This is a genomic window from Methylobacterium pseudosasicola (genome assembly GCF_900114535.1).
Taxonomy (GTDB): Bacteria; Pseudomonadota; Alphaproteobacteria; order Rhizobiales; family Beijerinckiaceae; genus Methylobacterium; species Methylobacterium pseudosasicola.
The window spans coordinates 230108-248796 of the sequence record NZ_FOTK01000003.1 but is presented as its reverse complement, the minus strand read 5'-3'; the positions used below and the strand labels follow the sequence as shown (position 1 = coordinate 248796).

At 67.3% G+C, this 18689-nt stretch carries 17 protein-coding genes; 11 read left to right on the top strand and 6 right to left on the bottom strand.

Annotation, left to right across the window (positions count from 1 at the left end; translation table 11 throughout):
• Nucleotides 1-138 precede the first annotated feature (138 nt).
• The 11 genes from BM228_RS05015 to BM228_RS04970 all read left to right on the top strand — a co-directional run bounded on the left by BM228_RS05015 (nucleotide 139) and on the right by BM228_RS04970 (nucleotide 9370).
• Entirely contained in the window at nucleotides 139-1782 is a 1644-nt protein-coding gene (locus tag BM228_RS05015) for an ABC transporter substrate-binding protein (RefSeq protein ID WP_092037755.1), read from the top strand.
• A 95-nt stretch (nucleotides 1783-1877) separates the two neighbouring features.
• Nucleotides 1878-2153, top strand: coding sequence for a hypothetical protein (locus BM228_RS05010; protein WP_092037754.1), 276 nt, complete (start codon nucleotides 1878-1880; stop codon nucleotides 2151-2153).
• A 5-nt stretch (nucleotides 2154-2158) separates the two neighbouring features.
• On the top strand, nucleotides 2159-3157 hold the full coding sequence (locus tag BM228_RS05005) for an ABC transporter ATP-binding protein (protein ID WP_092037752.1): 999 nt from the start codon (nucleotides 2159-2161) through the stop codon (nucleotides 3155-3157).
• Entirely contained in the window at nucleotides 3154-4146 is a 993-nt protein-coding gene (locus tag BM228_RS05000) for an ABC transporter ATP-binding protein (RefSeq protein ID WP_092037750.1), read from the top strand. The genes BM228_RS05005 and BM228_RS05000 overlap by 4 nt, the downstream gene beginning before the upstream one ends.
• Nucleotides 4146-5081: an ABC transporter permease gene (locus BM228_RS04995; RefSeq protein ID WP_167367653.1), complete on the top strand. Its 936-nt coding sequence runs from the start codon at nucleotides 4146-4148 to the stop codon at nucleotides 5079-5081. Before BM228_RS05000 ends, BM228_RS04995 begins: the two co-directional genes overlap by 1 nt.
• Before the next feature lie 64 nt (nucleotides 5082-5145).
• Nucleotides 5146-5949: an ABC transporter permease gene (locus BM228_RS04990; protein ID WP_244537024.1), complete on the top strand. Its 804-nt coding sequence runs from the start codon at nucleotides 5146-5148 to the stop codon at nucleotides 5947-5949.
• Nucleotides 5950-5967: 18 nt separating this feature from the next.
• Complete coding sequence (locus BM228_RS04985) at nucleotides 5968-6891, top strand: sugar phosphate isomerase/epimerase family protein (protein ID WP_092037746.1); 924 nt, start codon at nucleotides 5968-5970, stop codon at nucleotides 6889-6891.
• The gene (locus tag BM228_RS34490; protein WP_167367652.1) at nucleotides 6888-7034 is read left to right on the top strand and encodes a hypothetical protein; all 147 of its coding nucleotides are present in this window, start codon (nucleotides 6888-6890) and stop codon (nucleotides 7032-7034) included. The genes BM228_RS04985 and BM228_RS34490 overlap by 4 nt, the downstream gene beginning before the upstream one ends.
• 400 nt (nucleotides 7035-7434) lie before the next feature.
• Nucleotides 7435-8067, top strand: a complete 633-nt coding sequence (locus BM228_RS04980) for a MotA/TolQ/ExbB proton channel family protein (protein WP_092037744.1) — start codon at nucleotides 7435-7437, stop codon at nucleotides 8065-8067.
• Nucleotides 8068-8069: 2 nt separating this feature from the next.
• Nucleotides 8070-8546 carry an ExbD/TolR family protein gene (locus BM228_RS04975; protein ID WP_092037742.1) on the top strand — a complete coding sequence of 159 codons (477 nt, stop codon included), beginning with the start codon at nucleotides 8070-8072 and terminating at the stop codon, nucleotides 8544-8546.
• Nucleotides 8543-9370 (top strand): energy transducer TonB, encoded by an 828-nt coding sequence (locus BM228_RS04970; RefSeq protein ID WP_244537022.1) that lies wholly within the window; start codon nucleotides 8543-8545, stop codon nucleotides 9368-9370. The genes BM228_RS04975 and BM228_RS04970 overlap by 4 nt, the downstream gene beginning before the upstream one ends.
• 275 nt (nucleotides 9371-9645) lie before the next feature.
• Here the strand turns inward: BM228_RS04970 and BM228_RS04965 are convergent, their stop codons facing one another.
• From BM228_RS04965 to kdgD, 6 genes are all read right to left on the bottom strand, one after another.
• Nucleotides 9646-10716, bottom strand: coding sequence for a LacI family DNA-binding transcriptional regulator (locus BM228_RS04965; RefSeq protein ID WP_092037866.1), 1071 nt, complete (start codon nucleotides 10714-10716; stop codon nucleotides 9646-9648).
• A gap of 104 nt (nucleotides 10717-10820) precedes the next feature.
• Nucleotides 10821-11612: a DUF1868 domain-containing protein gene (locus BM228_RS04960; RefSeq protein ID WP_244537021.1), complete on the bottom strand. Its 792-nt coding sequence runs from the start codon at nucleotides 11610-11612 to the stop codon at nucleotides 10821-10823.
• Nucleotides 11613-11656: 44 nt separating this feature from the next.
• Nucleotides 11657-13963, bottom strand: a complete 2307-nt coding sequence (locus tag BM228_RS04955) for a TonB-dependent receptor (protein WP_244537020.1) — start codon at nucleotides 13961-13963, stop codon at nucleotides 11657-11659.
• A gap of 825 nt (nucleotides 13964-14788) precedes the next feature.
• Complete coding sequence (gene gudD / locus BM228_RS04950) at nucleotides 14789-16138, bottom strand: glucarate dehydratase (RefSeq protein ID WP_092037736.1); 1350 nt, start codon at nucleotides 16136-16138, stop codon at nucleotides 14789-14791.
• Nucleotides 16139-16252: 114 nt separating this feature from the next.
• On the bottom strand, nucleotides 16253-17608 hold the full coding sequence (locus BM228_RS04945) for an MFS transporter (RefSeq protein WP_092037734.1): 1356 nt from the start codon (nucleotides 17606-17608) through the stop codon (nucleotides 16253-16255).
• Between the two features lie 98 nt (nucleotides 17609-17706).
• Nucleotides 17707-18621: a 5-dehydro-4-deoxyglucarate dehydratase gene (gene kdgD, locus BM228_RS04940; protein WP_092037732.1), complete on the bottom strand. Its 915-nt coding sequence runs from the start codon at nucleotides 18619-18621 to the stop codon at nucleotides 17707-17709.
• Nucleotides 18622-18689: the final 68 nt, after the last annotated feature.

The window sequence follows — 18689 nt, the reverse complement described above, 5'->3', positions numbered from 1 at the left end:
CCGTGAGCGCAACGCGGGCGCCGTCCCGTCGAACGGCGAGCCTCGATTAGGGGCGCCACGCCAACCCGCAACAACAGTCATGCAAGCTTCATCGCCACGCCGTAACGGACGCTGCCGTCAGCGGCGACGGAGGGGCAGGTGGCGGAGTCCTCGATCACGCGCCGACAGGCGCTCGCGGCGGGCGTCGCCGCCCCGTTCGTCATCCGGCACGCCGCGCTCGCTCAGGCCGACGCGCGACCGTCGATCACGGTGGCCGTGCAGAAGGTGTCCAACACCAACACGCTGGATGTGCTGCGCGAACAGTCCAATGTCGGCGAGCGCGTCTTCTTCTCGTCCCTCTGGGAAGGCCTGATCGGTCGGAACTGGCGCGGCCAGCTCGAATCTGTACCCGGCCTCGCCACCGGATGGCGGCGGATCGATGAGCGCGTCGTCGAACTCACGCTGCGGCGGGGCGTCCGGTTCCACAACGGCGACGCGCTGACAGTGGAAGACGTCGCCTTCACGTTCGGCCGGGAGCGGATGTTCGGCGACACCCAGCCGAGCGCGGGCAAGACCATCGCGGCCGATTTCTCGATCGGCGGCGGCCGGGGCTCGAAGGAGCTTCCCCTTGAGGTTCCGGCAGTGGCCCGGCGCAACTGGCCGGCCTTGCTCGGCGTCGAGATCGTCGACAGGGACACCGTCCGCTTCGTGAACGCCACGCCGGACGTGACGCTCGAAGGCCGACTCTCGCGCTACGGCAGCGAGATTATGAACCGGCGCGCTTTTGAGGAGGCAAGGACCTATGCCGACTGGGCGAACAAGCCGGTCACCACGGGGCCCTATCGCGTCGCCGAATACCGTCCCGATGTCTCGCTGCTGCTCGAGGCGCATGACGCCTACTGGGGCGGGCGCCCGCCGCTGAAATCGATCCGCTTCGTCGAGGTGCCCGAGACCGCCGCGCGCATCGCGGGGCTGCTCTCCGGCGAGTACCTTTTCGCCTGCGACATCCCCCCGGACCAGATCGCGCAGATCGAGACGAACCCGGCCTTCGAGGTTCATGGCGGTCCGATCCCGAATCATCGGCTGACGGTGTTCGATCGGAATCACGCCCAACTCGCCGACCCGCTGGTCCGCCGGGCGATGACGCATGCGATCGATCGGCAGGCGATCGTCGAGTCGCTCTGGGCCGGTCGCACCGCCATCCCGAAGGGCCTGCAATGGCCCTTTTACGGCGACATGTTCATCGAGGACTGGTCTGTGCCGGCTTACGATCCCGGCCTGGCGCGGGATCTCGTCAAGCAGGCGGGCTACCGGGGCGATCCGATCCCCTATCGGCTTCTCAACAACTACTACACCAATCAGGTGTCGACCGCACAAGTCCTGGTCGAGATGTGGAAGGAGGCCGGGCTCAACGTCGAGATCCAGGTCAAGGAGAACTGGCAGCAGGTCTTCGAGCGCACGCCGACCCGCGCCGTGCGGGACTGGTCCAACTCCGCGCTGTTCAGCGATCCCGTCTCCTCGCTCGTGAACCAGCACGGCCCCAACGGCCAGCAACAGCAGGTCGGCGAGTGGAGCCACCCGGAATTCAACACGCTGTCGGTCGAACTCGAGACCTCGATGGACCGTGCCCGCCGCAAGCAGGTCTTCCGCCGGATGCTCGAGATCGCGGAGCGCGAGGACCCCGCCTACACCGTGCTCCACCAGAATTCGACCTTCACGGCCAAGCCCAGGGCGCTCGCCTGGAAGGCTTCGCCCGCCTTCGCGATGGATTTCCGCGCCGAGAACTGGGGTGGACGAAGTTGAGGTCGGTGCGCGCGAGCGCGCCGAGCGCGACGCCTTCCAGGTTCGCCGATCGGCGCGATGAGCCTGACATCGGTGTGAGGACAGGACGACCGATCATGGCTCGTGCGATCACCCGCTGTGGCAACGTCCAGACCGTGGCGAAGACCTGGAAGAACGACGCGTTCAACGCGCTCTGCCCCGTGCTGCAGGGTTCGCTCGACCCGGAGGAGCGCCGGCGCGTCTTCCGGCAGATGCTGGAGATCGACGATGTGATCGATCCGCCGGGCACGGCCCTGCACGACCTCACCATGTTCTACGGCAAGGCCAAGGCCGTCCCGTGGCAGGCGTATCCGGTCGAGGTCATGGATCTCCGCGCCGGCAACATGGTCTAGGCGCGATGGCTCCGCAATCCGACGACCTGATCACGATCCGCGGCCTGACCGTCACCTTCGACGGAGTCCGCGCGCTCCACGGCATCGACCTGAGCGTCGCGCGGGGCGAAGCCCTCGGTCTCGTCGGCGAGTCCGGTTGCGGCAAGTCGGTCACGTGGCTTGCCGCGCTGGGCCTGCTCCCCGGGCGGGCGAAGGTCGGCGGCAGCGTGCAGTTGGAGGGGCAGGAACTCGTCGGCGCGCCGCCGGCGGTGCTGGACCGGGTGCGGGGCGGACGCATCGCCATGATCTTCCAGGATCCGGCGAGCGCGCTCAATCCCGTCCTCCGGCTGGGCCGCCAGGTCGGCGAGGCGCTGGCGCTGCATCGCGGCCTGTCCGGGGCGGCGATCCGGGCCGAGGCGAAGCGCCTCTTCGACCTCGTGGGCATCCCGGACGCGGCGCGGCGCCTCGATGCCTATCCGCACGAGCTCTCCGGCGGCCAGAACCAGCGCGTGATGATCGCGATGGGCCTTGCCGGCGACCCGGATCTGCTCGTCGCCGACGAGCCCACCACCGCGCTCGACGCCACCATCCAGGCCCAGATCCTGGACCTGCTCACCCGCATCCGGCGCGAGACCGGCATGGCGCTGGTGCTGATCAGCCACGACCTCGGGGTGATCGCGCAGACCTGCGAGCGCGTCTGCGTGATGTATGCCGGGCGCATCATCGAGACCGCGCCGGCCGACCTCCTGTTCGCGCAGCCGCTGCATCCCTACGCACAGGGGCTCCTGGCGGCGCTGCCGCCCCTCGAGGGTGTCCGGCGGCGCCTGTCCCCGATTGAAGGCACCGTTCCCGATCCCTGGGACATGCCGCCGGGCTGCGCCTTCGCGCCGCGCTGCCCCGGCGCCGTCGCGGCCTGCGATCGGACGGTGCCGCACCTCGTGGAGGCGCGACCGCAGCGTCGGGCGGCCTGCATCGCGGTCCGCCCGGAGGAGCGGCCGGCTTTCCCGGAGCGCGCCCGCGCATGAGCGAGGCCCTGCTCGCACTGCGCGATGTTGGGCGCCGCTACGTCACGCGCCGGGGCCTCGTCGGGCGCCGAACCGAGGTCCACGCCGTCGACGGCGTCTCGCTGACGGTGGCGCGGGGCCGCACCCTCGGGCTCGTGGGCGAATCCGGCTCCGGCAAGTCGACCACCGGCCGGCTCGCCCTCGGGCTGGAGCCGCCCGATTCCGGAACCGTGCTGTTCGAGGGCGTGCCGCTGCCCCGGGCGACCACGCCGGACTGGCGGCGCCTGCGGGCACGCATGCAGATGATCTACCAGGATCCCCTCGGCGCGCTCGATCGGCGCCTGCCGATCCTAGAGCAGGTGCGCGAGCCCCTCGACGTGCACGGGATCGGCGAACCGAAGGCGCGCGGCGAGAAGGCGCTCGCCCTGCTGCGCTCGGTGGGGCTGCGGCTCGATCAGGGGCGCCGCTACCCGCACGAACTCTCCGGCGGCCAGCGCCAGCGCGCCGTGATCGCCCGGGCTCTGGCGGCCGGTCCAAGCCTCTTGGTCTGCGACGAGCCGGTCTCGGCTCTCGATGTCTCGATCCAGGCGCAGGTGGTCAACCTGCTGGTCGGTCTCCAGGAGGAGCTGGGTCTGGGCCTGCTGTTCATCAGCCACGACCTCAGGGTCGTGCGCCAGGTCAGCCACCGCGTCGCGGTGATGTATCTCGGCCGCATCGTCGAGGAAGGCGAGGCGGATCTGCTCCTGCAGGATCCGGCCCATCCCTATACCGAGTCGCTGGTCTCGGCCGCCCCGGTGCCGGGCCGGGGCGCGCGGCCGCGCATCGTGCTGCAGGGCGATCCGCCCAATCCCGCCGCGCGGCCGCCCGGCTGCGCCTTCCATCCCCGCTGCCACGCCGTGCAGGCCCGGTGCCGGGTCGAGCGGCCGGCGCTGCTGCCGTTGCGCGATGGGCGGCTCGCCGCCTGCCACGTCGCGCAGACCCGGGCGCCGTTCCTCAGGGCCGCGAGCTGATGCTGCGCTTCCTTCTCATCCGGCTCGGCCGCGCGCTGCTCACCATCGCGCTCGTGGTCACCTTCGCGTTCGTTGTGCTGCGACTCTCGGGCGACCCGGCGCTGATCATCATGAGCGTCGACGCCCCGCCGGAAGCGATCGCCGCCTTCCGCAAGGCCTGGGGCCTCGATGATCCGATCTGGCTGCAATACCTGCACTACTTCGCCGCCATCGGTCAGGGCGAACTCGGCCTCTCGATGCGCAGCGGCAGGCCGGCCCTCGACCTCGTCGTCGAGCGTATTCCCGCGACGCTGGCGCTGACCCTGCCGGCGCTGGCGCTGAAGCTCGGCATCGGCATCCCGGCCGGCATCCAGGCGGCGCTGCACCGCGACAGCCCGATCGATCGCCTCGTCATGATCGCGGCGGTGGCGGGTTTCACCGTGCCGAGCTTCGTCCTCGGCCTCGTCCTGGTGCTGATCTTCTCGGTACAGCTCGGCTGGCTGCCCTCGGGCGGGCAGGAGAGCTGGCGTCACGCGGTCCTGCCCGTGCTGACCCTCGGCATCGGCGGGGCGGCGATCCTCGCCCGCTTCACCCGCTCAGCCATGCTGGAGGTGCTGGGCCAGCCCTATATCCGCACCGCCAGCGCCAAGGGCGTGCCCTGGGCGGCGGTGGTACGCGGCCACGCCCTGCCCAATGCCGCGATCCCGACCGTCACCATCGTGGGCTTCATGGTCGGCAGCCTGATCGCGGGGGCGGTGGTGGTGGAGAGCGTGTTCTCCTGGCCGGGGGTCGGGCGGCTGCTCGTCGTCGCCGTCGCCAACCGCGACCTCGCCGTCGTGCAGTGCATCCTGCTGCTCGTGGCGATCACCATGGTGTCGTCGAATCTTGTGGTCGACCTGCTCTACAGCGTCATGGACCCGCGCCTGCGGGGCGGCGGCGCGGCGGGACGGCCCTGAGATGGCTGGAACGACCGCCTCCAGCCTCGTCCGCGGGGCCAGCGCGCCCGGGCGCGGGCGCCGCATGCCCGCCCCCGTCTGGATCGGGCTGGCGTGGCTGGCGCTGATGCTCGCACTCGCCCTGACCGCCGACTGGATCACGCCCTACCGCTTCACGACCTTCGATCTGCGCAACCGCCTCGCGGTTCCGTTCCATCCGGCGCACTGGCTCGGCACGGACGAGCTCGGCCGCGACGTGCTCTCGCGTCTGATCGTCTCGATCCGCATCTCGATCCTCGTCGCCTTCGGGGCGACGCTGATCTCGGCGCTGCTCGGCACGGCGTTGGGATTCCTGGCGGCGCATGCCCGCGGCCTCGTCGAACAGCTCGTGCTGATGCTGGCGGACTTCCAGGCGGCGATGCCCTTCCTGATCCTGGCCCTGGCCGTGCTCGCCTTCCTGGGCAACGCGCTGCCGCTCTTCATTGCGCTGATGGGGCTCTACGGCTGGGAGCGCTACGCCCGCATCGCCCGCGGGCTCGCCATCTCGGCCGGGGCGCAGGGCTATGCCGGGGCCGTGCGCCAGATCGGGGCCTCGCCCTCGCGGGTCTACCTGCGCCACATCCTGCCCAACATCGCCTCGACGCTGATCGTCTCCATGACGCTGACCTTCCCCGAGGTGATCCTGCTGGAAAGCGGCCTCTCCTTCCTGGGTCTCGGCGTGCAGCCGCCGATGACCTCGCTGGGCAACATGGTCAGCTACGGCCGCGAGTACCTGACGCGCGCGCCCTGGATCATGCTCGCCCCGGCCGCCTGCATCGTCACGACCACCCTCGCGGTCAGCCTCGTCGGCGACTGGCTGCGCGACAAGCTCGACCCCACCCTGCGCTGATCAAACGGGAGTGACCTCATGCTGCCCAACGGCGTCTTCGGCACCGGCATTTCCGCGCCCTATCCCGCGGGCGATCTCTCGGACCTGTCCGCCATCCTCAACCGCGTCGAGGCGCTGGGCGTCGAGACGATCGAACTGCCGACCTTCGCGATGGATCTGGTGGTCGGCGGCCGCATCCGCCGCCCGCATCTGGAGCGCTTGAAGCAGGCCTGCGCCGGGCGCCGCGTCCGCTTCACGGTGCACGGTCCGCTCGCGATCAACTTCTTCGACGATCCCGCCCGGCTGGGGCGGCATTTCGAGGTGCTGGAAGCCTCCCTCGAGATCGCGGCCGAGATCGGCGCGCTCCACTACGTCCTGCATTCCGGCCTCGCGCCCGTCGCGGAGACCGCCATCCTCGAGGGCGCTTATGCCCGCCAGCGGGAGTGGCTGGCGCGCGCCGGCGAGGTCGCCCGCGGTCTCGGCCCGCTGATCTGCGTCGAGACGATGTTCGGCGGCCACGAGGGCAAGGTCCATTCCGCATCGCCCGCGCGCCTGGCGGCGGAACTGGCTGCCATCGACCATCCGTATGTGCGCGCCACGCTCGATGTCAGCCATTCCTTCCTGCGGAACGGCTTCCAGGGCGGCGACTTCGTCGCCGACATCGCGGCGCTCGCCCCGTTCGCGAACCATCTCCACGTTCACGATTCTTTCGGCCGCGCCGACGCGATCTGGATGTATCACGAGAGCGAGCGGCTCGCCTTCGGCCACGGCGACATGCATCTCCCGGTCGGCTGGGGCGCGATTCCCTGGGACGCGCTGATCGACGCCTGCACCTTCCCCGCAGGTACCGTCTTCAACATCGAACTCAGGCCGCGCTACTGGTACGCGGTCGAGGAATGCATCACCGCCACGAGGGCGCTCGCCGCCCGAGCCCGTACGCAGGCGGTCCCGAGCGCGGCATGACCGGCCGCTCGCTTCTCGATCCCGCGGCCGAGAACGAGGCGCCCCGGATCTACGAAGCCGGCCTGGGCGTCTTTCGCCAGCGCCTCGCCAGTGCCGAACGAAACGGCTCGCGAATCCTGCTGCACGGCGGTCGGGTCGATTGAGAAGCTCCCCGGGGCACGGGAATGGGTGTCCGGCGGCGAATCATCGGTGACCCGGCACGCCTCGACGGCAGCCGGCCTCGTGTCGCCAAACCCCGCTCGGGACCGAAGCTGGCGGAGACGTCCTTGGCTGTCCGTTCATAGCCATTGTGGAGCGCACGTCCGGCTGGATTGAGAGCTTCACCGTAGACGCATCGATTCGGCATCGACCGCGACTGTGATCCAGTCGGGCAACGCTCGTCCGACGCATGGCGGCAATGTGCTGCTGCACGGCATCAAATCCACCGCGCCATGTTTTTGCCATCATTTCGACACCTGACCGACTTAATAGAACGTTCTAACAGATGGGCGACACGGATCGCATCAGCAAAGCCATTCGAAATTGCATACCGGGGGTTGTAAGATGGACCCAGCTAGTCTCTCGCCGTCGGCGATGTTCTTTCAAGCCGGGCTGGTCGGTAAGGGGGTGATCATCACCCTCACGATCGCCTCTGTGTGGTGCTGGGCCCTGATCGCCGAGGGCATCTACACGACGACGCGACTCGGGCGGTCGCTCAAGGCGCTGGAGCGCGGGGGCGTCCCCAAGTTCCTACGGCCGGTCATCGATGCCGGAACCCAGGCAGCCTCCGTCTCCCTCCCCAACGAGGGTGCGGGCGAGGCCCGCCAGCGCACCATGGAGGCGATGAACCGCGCCGCCACGCACACGATGATCGCCACGGAAGGCGGTTACTCGAACCTCGCCGTGATCGCCTCCGTCTCGCCCTTCGTCGGCCTGCTCGGGACGGTCTGGGGCATCATGACCAGCTTCATCAGCATCGCCGCCTCGAACGACACCAGTCTCGCGGTCGTGGCGCCCGGCATCGCCGAGGCGCTGGCGACCACGGCGATCGGGCTGATCGCCGCGATCCCGGCGGCGATCGCCTACAGCCGCCTCGGATCCATCCTCGGCAAGCTGTCTCAGAACCTGGCCCATCTGGTCGAGGCGCTCTCGGTCGACCTGATCGCCAAGAACCGCCTCGCGCACAAGGAGATCTGACGATGGCCTTCGCCTCCAATTCCGGCGGCCCCTACCGCCCCTCCGCTGACATCAACGTCACGCCGCTGATCGACGTGATGCTGGTCCTGCTGATCGTGTTCATGGTGACGGCACCGCTGCTCACCACGGGCATGAAGGTGAACCTGCCGCAGGCGCAGGTCGCCAAGCCGGTCGACCCGAAGGAGCCGGCGGTGGTCGCCGTCACCAAGGACGGGAAGCTGTTCATCGGCAAGGACGAGATCGAGGCGGATCGCCTCGTCCCGGCAGTGGTCGCCGCGATCGAGAACGATCTGACCCGGGTCATCCATCTTCGGGGCGACAAGGATGCCGCCTACGGCGACGTGATCAAGGTGATGGACCTTCTGGCCAAGAACGGCATGACCCACATCGCGATCATCACCAGCAAGAACGGCGCCCAGGGCGGCGCCAATGCCGGCCGCGCCTCCGCGTCCGCCGCCGCGGGGAGCGGTGAACCATGACCACGATGGCGCTGGCCGGAGCCAATCCGCTCGTCCTGTCCCTGCCCAGACAGGACAATGCCAAGGGCTTGGTCCGCGGCACAGCCCTCGTCGTGGCGCTCGGAGTCCACGCGTTGCTGTTCGTCTCGTCGGGACCCGAACCGCAGCCCATCGCGCCGCCCGCGGTCGAGACGCTCGAGGTCAGCGTCGTCGCCCAGGGCGACGCGACCACCGACAACGCCGCGGAGACGCAGAGCGCGGCCGAGATGGCGCCGCCACCGGAGCCCGAACCGGTCCCGCAGGAGCCCGAGCCGGAACCGCCTCCGGCGGTCGAGGAGGCGCCGGTCAAGGAGGACCCCTCGGCCATCGCGATCCCGGTCCGCAAGCCGGAACCGCCCAAAGTGGTGAAGCCGCCGGAGCCCCGCAAACCGCCGGAACCCCGTCCGGTGCCCAAGCCGAAGCCCCAGCCCAAGGCTCCCCCGAAGACTGAGCCGCCGAGCGCCGCCAGCGCGGCGCAGCACAGGGGCCATGCCGGCGCCGAGCGCGGCGCGCAGGCCGATGCGAGCAAGGCGATCGCCGATTACGGCGCGCGGCTGAAAGCCGAGATCAACCGGCACAAGGCCTATCCGGCCGCTGCCCGCAACCGGCACGCCGCCGGTATCGTCCTGGTGACCTTCCTGGTGGGTCCGTCCGGACACGTCGCCTCCGCGTCGATCGCCCGCTCATCCGGGGATTCCGAGCTGGATCAGGCGGCCCTGCAGGCGGTGCGGGGCTCTAGCCTGCCGCCGCCTCCGGGCGGCCATTTCGGCGGACGGATCGCGGTCGATTTTTCGTTGAAACGCTGACGAATCCAGGCCTCGACGGGCGCTGCGCCGAATATTTCGGCGGGGCGCCCGTCGCGTTCGTGCTGTCACAGGCCGGGCTCGATCCCGGGCAGGGCGTGAAGCGGCGCGAATCCGTGATCCGGCGGAAAGCAAAGCCGACGCCGGGTTTCCTGGGCAGATTGGGTGTACTTCGCGCGCCACCGAAGCGGACCCGTGATCATCACCCGCCGGCCTTAGGCCCTTGTCGTGACGCACATTTTCTCGATGGGCCGGTATCCCCGTCGTCCGAATGCGCTCTAGCCTTGCGGCTGTGTCTCCAGGACCGAGCCCGTGGAGTCGCGGAACACCAGGCGGGTGGGAAACAGCTTCTGCGCCAGGTCGTCCGCGGGACGTGTGCCCTCGACGAGATCCACCAGCGTCGAGAAGGCGAACCGGACCATCTCCAGCATCGGAACCTCGATCGAGGTCAGGCTGGGGATCGTATAGGCGCACTGGACGAAGTTGTCGAAGCCGACGACCCGGATGTCCTCGGGCACCCGGACCCTGTGATCATGCAGCGCCTTCAGCACGCCGAACGCCACCCGGTCGTTGGCGGCCACGATCGCATCCGGCCGGGACTGGCGCTCCAGGAGGCCGAGCGTCACGCGGCGTCCGCTCTCCGAATTCCAATCGCACGGGACGACGAGGTCGTCGCGCAGCGGCAGCCCCGCCTCGGCGAGGGCGTCCTGGTAGCCCCTGAGCCGCTCGGTGACGGCGCGCAGCCGCCTCCCGTCGCGCTCCCCCTTGAAGAAGCAGATCGACGTGCTTCCGGTCTGCGCGAGGTAGCGGACCATCTGGTACATCGCGTCGCGCTCGGCGCGCATCGCGTAATGGGTGTCGGCAACGTCGAGGCCGAACACGAAGAACGGGAAACGCTTGGCCTGCAGCATCGCGATGAGCGGATCGTCCCGGCGGTCGGCGAAGACGACGATCCCGTCGACGCGGGCCTCGCTCACGAGGCTGCTGATCTTGCCCAGGCCCTCAGGGTCGTCGCTGCGCCAGCGGCGATGGATCAGCGTGTATCCGAATTGGTCGGCCACATGCGCGAAGGTCTGCAGGACGATGCCCTGATAGGTCTCCTGCATCATCCCCGAAAGGTCGTCGTAGGGTTGGGCGCCCACGGAGAACACACAGGCGATGCTGCGGCTCGGCTTCTTCCGGAGCGAGCGCGCCGCGAGGCTGGGGACGAAGTCCAGCTCCCGCATCGCGGCTTCGATGGTCTCCCGCGTCGTCCGGGCAACCTTCTCGGGGTGGTTCAGGACCAGGGATACCGTCTGGAAGCTCACGCCGGCACGCCGCGCGACGTCCTTGATCGTTATCTGACCCATCGTCTCCTCAGCCCCGGCCCGTCCGGCAAGGCGGTACGCGCGCAGCATGACCCAGGCCGTGCTGCGTTCGAGGCCGCGAAACGCCGCCTTGTCGGTGGACCAGTCTAAAGCTGGCGGGGACGAAGATAAAGACGCGGATTGAAGGCGAACATATCATTGAATAGGCATAATTCCGGCGCGCCCAGCTCAAGGACAGGCATTGCCGCGGCCAGAGCATTGATCGAATCGCGGCGCACGGCGCGGTAGCGACTCGTCTCGATTTCGTCGAGCGGCTTGATTGCATAAGTCTGGGTGGTGTGAAACTTGTAAGTGTCATGTCCGGGCTGGTGCAGCTTCAGCAGGTCGGATAGCCGGTCCCGCAGGCGGCGCAGCTTCGTGGCCTCGGACTCGTCCGCCGGCACCAGGTAGATTCCCGCCCCCGGACGTACGTCGACGTTGCCGTCGCCCTCCAGCACCTTCATTCGGAACCGCGGTTCGCAGCCGAGGTCGAAAGCTTCGAGTTTCTCGATGAAGAGCCGGTTGCACGCCTCCACGGGCGCGTCGAGGGCGAGATCGGCCGGCCAGAGACTCGGCTTCCGGTTGAAGTCGATCACCCCCTCGAACACCGTCATGTGGTAGCTTGACGGCGGCGTGAAGGTGAACTTGTGCGCGTAGGGCTCCGCCTCCAGCGCGGCGCGGAACGCCGCCAGGGGGGCGGTTGCCGGGTTCGACGGCTCGATGTGACAGATGATGGTGTTGCCGGGGCAGCGCAGAACCTGACCGTCGGGCGTGAATTTGGTGCCGATCCAGGGGAACGGCTTCGCTCCGTCGGCGGCGGACGCGGCCAGGCTTCGAAGCCCGGCAAGGCTGCCGACCGCCGCCGCACCCGAAAGGTGAAGGACATGCCGGCGCGTCATGGTCAGGCTCCGACCGGTTTGAGAGAGATCACGTTGGCGCATGGCTAGAAATCCAGGCTGAGGCTGGCGACGACCGAGAATGGCGCGCCGAGATAGAAGGTCGGTGTGCCGGCGGAAGAAATCTGAATGCCGGTACTGTTGCCGGGATTGATGTACAAATATTTTGCGTTCAGTACGTTGGTCAGGTTGAGCTTGAATTCGCCATCCTGCGCCCCCGGTATCGCGTCGAGGAAGGCCGTGCCCTTGAGCTTGTAGCCGAGGCCGAGATCGACCGTGGTGTAGCCCGGCAGGCGGATGTCGTTGGTCAGGGTGGCGAAGACCGAGCTGGTCCACTTGGCCCGGGCAAACCCATAGAGCGGCCCGTCTTCGTACATGAGGGTTGCGTTGGTGATGTATTTCGGTGCGTTGAAATACTGTTTGCCCTTGGTCTGAAGAATTTTGTTGGTGTCATCGACCTTGAGGTTCATGTCGAGCGTGTCGTCATTGACCGCTTGCGAGAGCAGGACGCTCCAGCCTTCATAGGGCTTAGTGCCGACCTCAATCTCAGTCCCGATCGCCGTGGTACTGCCGATATTCGTGTACTTGCTGCTCAGCAGATCGCCATTCTTGATCGTGACCGCGATCCGGTCGCTATACTTGATTAGGAACGCGGTCGCGTTGACGTTCAGGAGGTCGCCCTTGTAGCGATAGCCCGTGTCGAAGCTGAGGGAGCGCTCGGGTTTGAGCTCATCCATCGTAACCAAGTTGGTGGTGTTGTTCACATGGCCGCCGTCGGCAAGGTTAGGCGGCACGCGCGCGCCCATGGAGGCATTGAAGAAGATCTGGTTCGTATCATCGAGGTCGTAGCGCACGCCGAATGAGGGTAGGAAGAACGCATAGTTCCGCTTAACCTTGTACTCGAGATACGAATCGGTCGTAGCACTGCTTCCCGCCGGGAGGTTGTGGAACAAGCGCGAATAGATCCGCTCCCGGCCGGAAAGATCGATATGCAGCCTGTCGTCGAACAACGCGATGCTGTCGGATAGCGACAGAGCGGTGTTGTAATAATCCGTTGTCCAATCTCTGTTGGTCACAATGCGACCGTTGTAGTCCTTGAGCAGATGGGACTCGAAGAAAATATCGGGAATCGTGTTCGTCGCGGGATCAATTTGCTCGAATGGGCGCAATTGGTGCTGATGGGTGTACTCCGTCCAAAGGCCGCCGCTGATGGTATGTTCTCCGAACCGCCCCGTCAGCGTCGCGGTGTTGCCGACACGATCGAAATTGCTCTGGCTCATCTGAACCAGCAGAGCATTGGTGTTCCGCGTGCCGTAAGCCGTGAATGCGCCGATTGGATTGGTCAGGAACTTGTTTTTGTATCCCTCTTCTTTGAGAAGCGTCTCGCTCGAGCTTCCGGATTCCTGATGAAGGTAGTAGGGGGTCACCTTCAAGTCGATCGCGTCGGTCAGTGGGAAAACGCCGTCGATCGAAGCGTAGGCGTGGCGGCCCGGCTCCCACTGATAGGGGCCGTAGCCCATATTGGCCGGCGTATAGGGCACTGCGGCATTCGTCTGGGCGAACACAGCTTTCGGACCGGCCAGGAGCGTCGGCGGCACCGTCAGCCATCCGTTCCGATAGCCGAACGCGGCGTATTGCGCCTTCGAAACAGGACGGATGTAGGTGTTCTCGAAGTAGTTGAAGAAGGAGTTGAAGCTTAGGCTGGCGCCGCCTTCGAGTTTCAGGTCGAACCGGCTGTCGACATGGTGCCGGTCGGCTGCGCCAGGGCCGGTGAAATAGTCGGACTGTGCGTGCGAGTACGAAAGGTAGCCCTTTGGGGCGTCATCGTACATGAGGCCAGTATTCGCTCGTATGAAGCTTTTAAAGTTATTGTATGACCCGAACGATTGTGAGACCGTGGTCTTTGGCGTATCGGTTGGGACGCATTGCGACATCGAGACTTGGCCGCCGATAGCACCGTGCTGAGCGACTGCGCCGGCGCTGGTCCCCTGGCTGACATCCACCGAGCAGAGGTTTTCTGAATCCGTGTAGACTTGCGGCGTGACCGCGGAGGTGCCGGGATCGTTGAGCGGCACGCCATTGAGCGAGAGGCCGATCTGCGTGCTGTCGAAGCCGCGAATCGAGTAGCCGCCGCCGAACAGGCCGGAGGCGTCGCGCGAGTAGGAATTGACGCCGACGACCTTGCCGATCTGTTGCGCGACGTTCTGGGTGCCCGGTTGGCGGGCAATATCCTCCTGTCGCAGGGTCGTGGCTGCCGATGTGCCATTCTGCTCCGCCAGCAGCGGAGTGCCACGGTCGGCTCCGCCGGCCTGATTCGCTGCCGCCTCCACCGAAACCGTGCCAAGGTCGTTCACCTGCTGTGCGAGCGCTGGAGTTTGGAGAGCCGCCAGAGCAACACTGCTCAATAGGACCTGAATATAGAACGTTCTAATTTTTGTCATTGGAGATCCATGGCTTGTCAATTCTGAGGCTCAAGAAACCAACGTCGGCCCATCGCGTCTGAGCATGGCAAGTCAGAGATGGTATCCAAACGTCTATTAGAACGTTCCAATTTAAACATGTCAAGCATGTCGGTTTTGCGACGCAATATGAATCACATAAAGGCATTCCAGATATATTTCGTTGCTGCAATTTATTCAATATGCATTACATTATAACGGAAGGTAAGAGTGCCTATTTGCTCATCATATCCAATGGCCAGGGTGCGATTCGCAAAAGCTAATCCTCATCGGCTCGGTATGAGCGCCGATATTTTCTGTCTGTCCGATGAGAGAAGGCACGAGGCGAGGGTCTGAACCGAAGCATCGCCTGCGTTTTGGTTTTGTGACCCATGAACGGCGTTCAAGGCGTCTTCCATGCCACCCGAGAAAACGGCGCTTCTCGCACGACCGCGTCGTCCGAGACTGGCGCGCCGAGTGCCTCGATCCGGTGGGCAAAGTCGCGGGTGACGATCGCGCGCATATCGATTACGTCCGCGCGCTTCGCCACCTCTTTGGCGCTCGCGTCGGCGAGGCGGCAGGTGCCCCGGCACGCTGTGACGGGGCTTGAGGTGCAGGCGATGCGCGCCCGTGATCGGGCACCGGGCTACCGGTGCACCCGTAATGCCGAGACCGGGGCATCCGCAGGTCTCTTGGCGCGACAGCAGTCGGGGTCTCACGCGCGACGGCATCGCGCCGCGATCAGCGGACGAGGCAGGGCTTCTTCGGATCGAAGGTCCAGCCGGGGATCAGGAACTGCATCGCCGCCGCGTCGTCGCGGGCGCCCAGGCCGTGATCGCGGTAGAGGGCGTGCGCCCGCTCGACACCCGACCAATCGAGCTCGATCCCGAGGCCCGGCCGTTCCGGCACTTGCACGAGGCCGCCGCGGATCGCGAGCGGCTCCCGGGTCAGGGCCTCGCCGTCCTGCCAGATCCAGTGAGTGTCGATCGCCGTGACATTCCCCGGGGCCGCGGCGGCCGCATGGGTGAACATGGCGAGCGACACGTCGAAGTGGTTGTTCGAATGCGAGCCCCAGGTCAGGCCGTGATCGCGGCAGAGCTGGGCCACCCGGACCGAGCCGGCCAGCGTCCAGAAATGCGGGTCGGCCAGCGGGATGTCGACGGCGCCGAGCTGGATGGCGTGGTTCATCTGCCGCCAGTCGGTGGCGATCATGTTGGTGGCCGTGGGCAGGCCGGTGGCCCGGCGGAACTCGGCCATGATCTCGCGGCCGGAGAACCCGCCTTCGGCCCCGCAGGGATCCTCGGCATAGGCCAGCACGTGGCCCTGGCCCTTGCAGAGCCGGATCGCCTCGTCGAGGGACCAAGCGCCGTTCGGGTCGAGGGTCACGCGCGCCTTCGGGAAGCGCTCGTGGATGGCGGTCACGGCGGCGATCTCATCCTCGCCGCGCAGCACGCCGCCCTTCAGCTTGAAGTCGTTGAAGCCGTACTGCGCGTAAGCCGCCTCCGCGAGGCGGGCCACGGCCTCCGGGGTCAGCGCCTCCTCGTCGCGCAGGCGGAACCAGCCGTCGCGGGCCTCCGGCGCCCGGTAGGCGAGATCCGTGCGGGTCCGGTCGCCGACGTAGAACAGGTAGCCCAGCATCTCGACGGCGTCGCGCTGCTGGCCCTCGCCGAGTAGCGCGGCCACCGGCACCCCGAGGAACTGGCCGAGCAGATCCAGGAACGCGGCCTCGACGGCCGTCACCGCGTGGATGGTGATGCGCAGGTCGAAGGTCTGCAGGCCGCGCCCGCCCGCGTCGCGGTCGGCAAACCGCGTCCGCATGGCGTTGAGGACCGCGTTCCAGGCCCCGAGCGGCCGGCCGATCACGAGGTCCCGGGCATCCTCCAGGGTCTTGCGGATGGCCTCGCCGCCGGGGACCTCACCGAGGCCGGTGGCGCCGGTCGAGTCGGTGAGGATCACGAGGTTGCGGGTGAAGAACGGACCGTGCGCGCCCGAGAGGTTGAGGAGCATGCTGTCGTGCCCGGCGACCGGCACGACCTTCATCTCGGTGACCGTCGGCGTGTTGCGCGTGGCGTGGCCCTGGTCGTTCAGCATGGCGTTCCTCCTCGATGCGGTGGGTGATTGAGCCGCGCGGCCGGTCTCCGCCGAGTGCGCGCGGCCTTGTCGGAGCGGGACCGGACCGCTTTGGGATCGGTCCGGTCTCGGAGGTCAGCTCGCCTTGAGCTCGACGCGGCGGATCTCACCGACAACCACAAGATAGCAGAAGCAGGCCACCAAGGCGTTCAGGCCGACGAAGACCAGGGCGCCGTTGAACGATCCCGTGCTCTGCACGATGTAGCCGATCACGATGGGCGTGGTGATGCCGGCGGTGTTGCCGAAGGTGTTGAACAGGCCGCCCGAGAGGCCGCCGCTCTCCCGCGGCGAGGTGTCGGCGACGACGGCCCAGCCCAGCGCGCCGATGCCCTTGCCGAAGAAGGCCAGCGCCATCAGGCCGACGACGACCGCATCCGTCTGGACGTAGTTGCAGCCGATGATGCTCATCGAGAGCAGCATGCCGCCCACGATCGGGATCTTTCGGGCCGCGGTCAGCGAGTAGCCGCGCCTTAGCAGCATGTCGGAGATCACCCCGCCAAGGATGCCGCCGATGAAGCCGCAGAGCGCCGGCAGCACCGCCGCGAAGCCGGCCTGCAGGATCGACAGGCCGCGCTCCTTGACCAGGTAGACCGGGAACCAGGTCAGGAAGAAGTAGGTCAGCACGGTGATGCAGTACTGGCCGATATAGATGCCGAGCAGCATCCGGTTGGCCAGGAGCTCGCGCAGCGTTTTGCCGGCATGGCCCGGCTTCTTCGTGCCCTGTCCGTCCATGTCGAGCAGCGCGCCGCCGACCTCGATATAGTCCCGCTCCGCCTGGTTCATGGACGGGTGGTTCTTCGGGCTGTCGACCACGCGCAGCCACAGGACCGCGAAGGCGATGCCGAGCAGGCCCATGCTGGTGAAGACGTGGTGCCAGCCGAAATTGTGGACGATCCAGGCCATCAGCGGCGTGAACAGCACCGTCGCGAAGTACTGGGCTGAGTTGAAGAACGCCGAGGCCATGCCGCGTTCGCGGGTGGGGAACCACGCCGCGACGATGCGGGCGTTGGCCGGGAAGACCGGGGCCTCGGTCAGGCCGACCGCCAGGCGCAGGGCGAACAGCATGACGACGGCGGTGAGGCCGGTGAAGAAGCCCACCGCCCCCTGGACGAGGGTGAAGCCGGACCAGAGGGCCACCGCCGCCGCGTAGACCCATTTGACGCTGTAGCGGTCGAGGAGCCAGCCCCCGGGGATCTGGGCGAGGACGTAGGACCACGCGAAGGCCGAGAAGACGTAGCCCATCTGCACGGGCGTCAGGCCGAGTTCCTTGGCCATGTCGGGCCCGGCGATCGAGATGGTGGCGCGGTCGGCGTAATTGATCGTGGTGGCGGCAAACAGCATCACCACGATGAGCAGGCGGACGCGGGTACGGCGCGCCGCATCGGCAGCGTCGAGCATGGTGCTCGCCGTGCCGCTCGTAAGGGCAGTCATGGACGTTCTCCCAGGATGGATGCTGCCCGATTGCGCCCGGGCGGCGGGTCGGGCCGCCGTTGGTTCGGCAGCTCCGGTCTTGGCGAGGGTGGATGGACTCAGCGGCGATCGCCGATCAGCGCCTTCAGCTCGGCCTGTTCGGCGGCGTCGAGCTCGGTGAGCGGCGGCCGGACGGGACCGGCATGGCGGCCCACGGCGGTCATGCCGGCCTTGACGATCGAGACGGCGTAGCCGCGCTTGCGATTGCGGATCGCGATGTAGGGCAGGACGAAGTCGCGCAGCTCCCGGTAGACCGCGTCGCGGTCGCGCCGGCGCACCGCCTCGTAGAAGGACAGCGCCCATTCGGGCAGGAAGTTGAAGATCGCCGAGGAGTAGGTTGTGACGCCCATCTCCAGATACGGCAGCGCGAAGGTCTCGGCTGTCGGCAGGCCGCCGACATAGGTGAGGCGGTCGCCGAGGCCGGCATAGATCCGCGTCATCAGCTCGACGTCGCCGACGCCGTCCTTGAACCCGACGAGGTTCGGGCAGCGGTCGCACAGGCCGGCCAGGGTGTGCTCGTTGAGCTGGGCGTTGGCCCGGTTGTAGACGATGACGCCGAGCGTGGTGGCGCGGCAGACCGCCTCGACATGGGCAGCGAGGCCCGCCTGCTCGGAGCCGACGAGATAGGGCGGCAGCAGCAGGAGGCCGTCCGCGCCGGCGGCCTCGGCCGCCCGGGCGAGCTCGATCGCGAGGGCGGTGCCCTGGCCGGCCGGGGCGATGACCGGCACGCGGCCGCGGGTCTCCTCGACGGCGGCGCGCAGGACGCGGTCGATCTCGGTGGGTGTGAGCGAGAAGAACTCGCCGGTGCCCCCGGCCGCGAACAGGCCCGAGACCTTGTAATCGGCCAGGCGGCTGAGATTGTCCCGGTAGGCAGTCTCGTCGAAGGCGAGGTCGTCGCGGAAATGGGTGACCGGGAAGGAGAGCAGGCCGGAGCCCAGCGCGCGGGCCATCTCGGCCGGGGTCATTCTGGACATCCGCTTCACTCCCTGATCTGCGCCATTCAGCGTTGCATCAGGGGTAGATCGGCGATTTAAATGCGTCC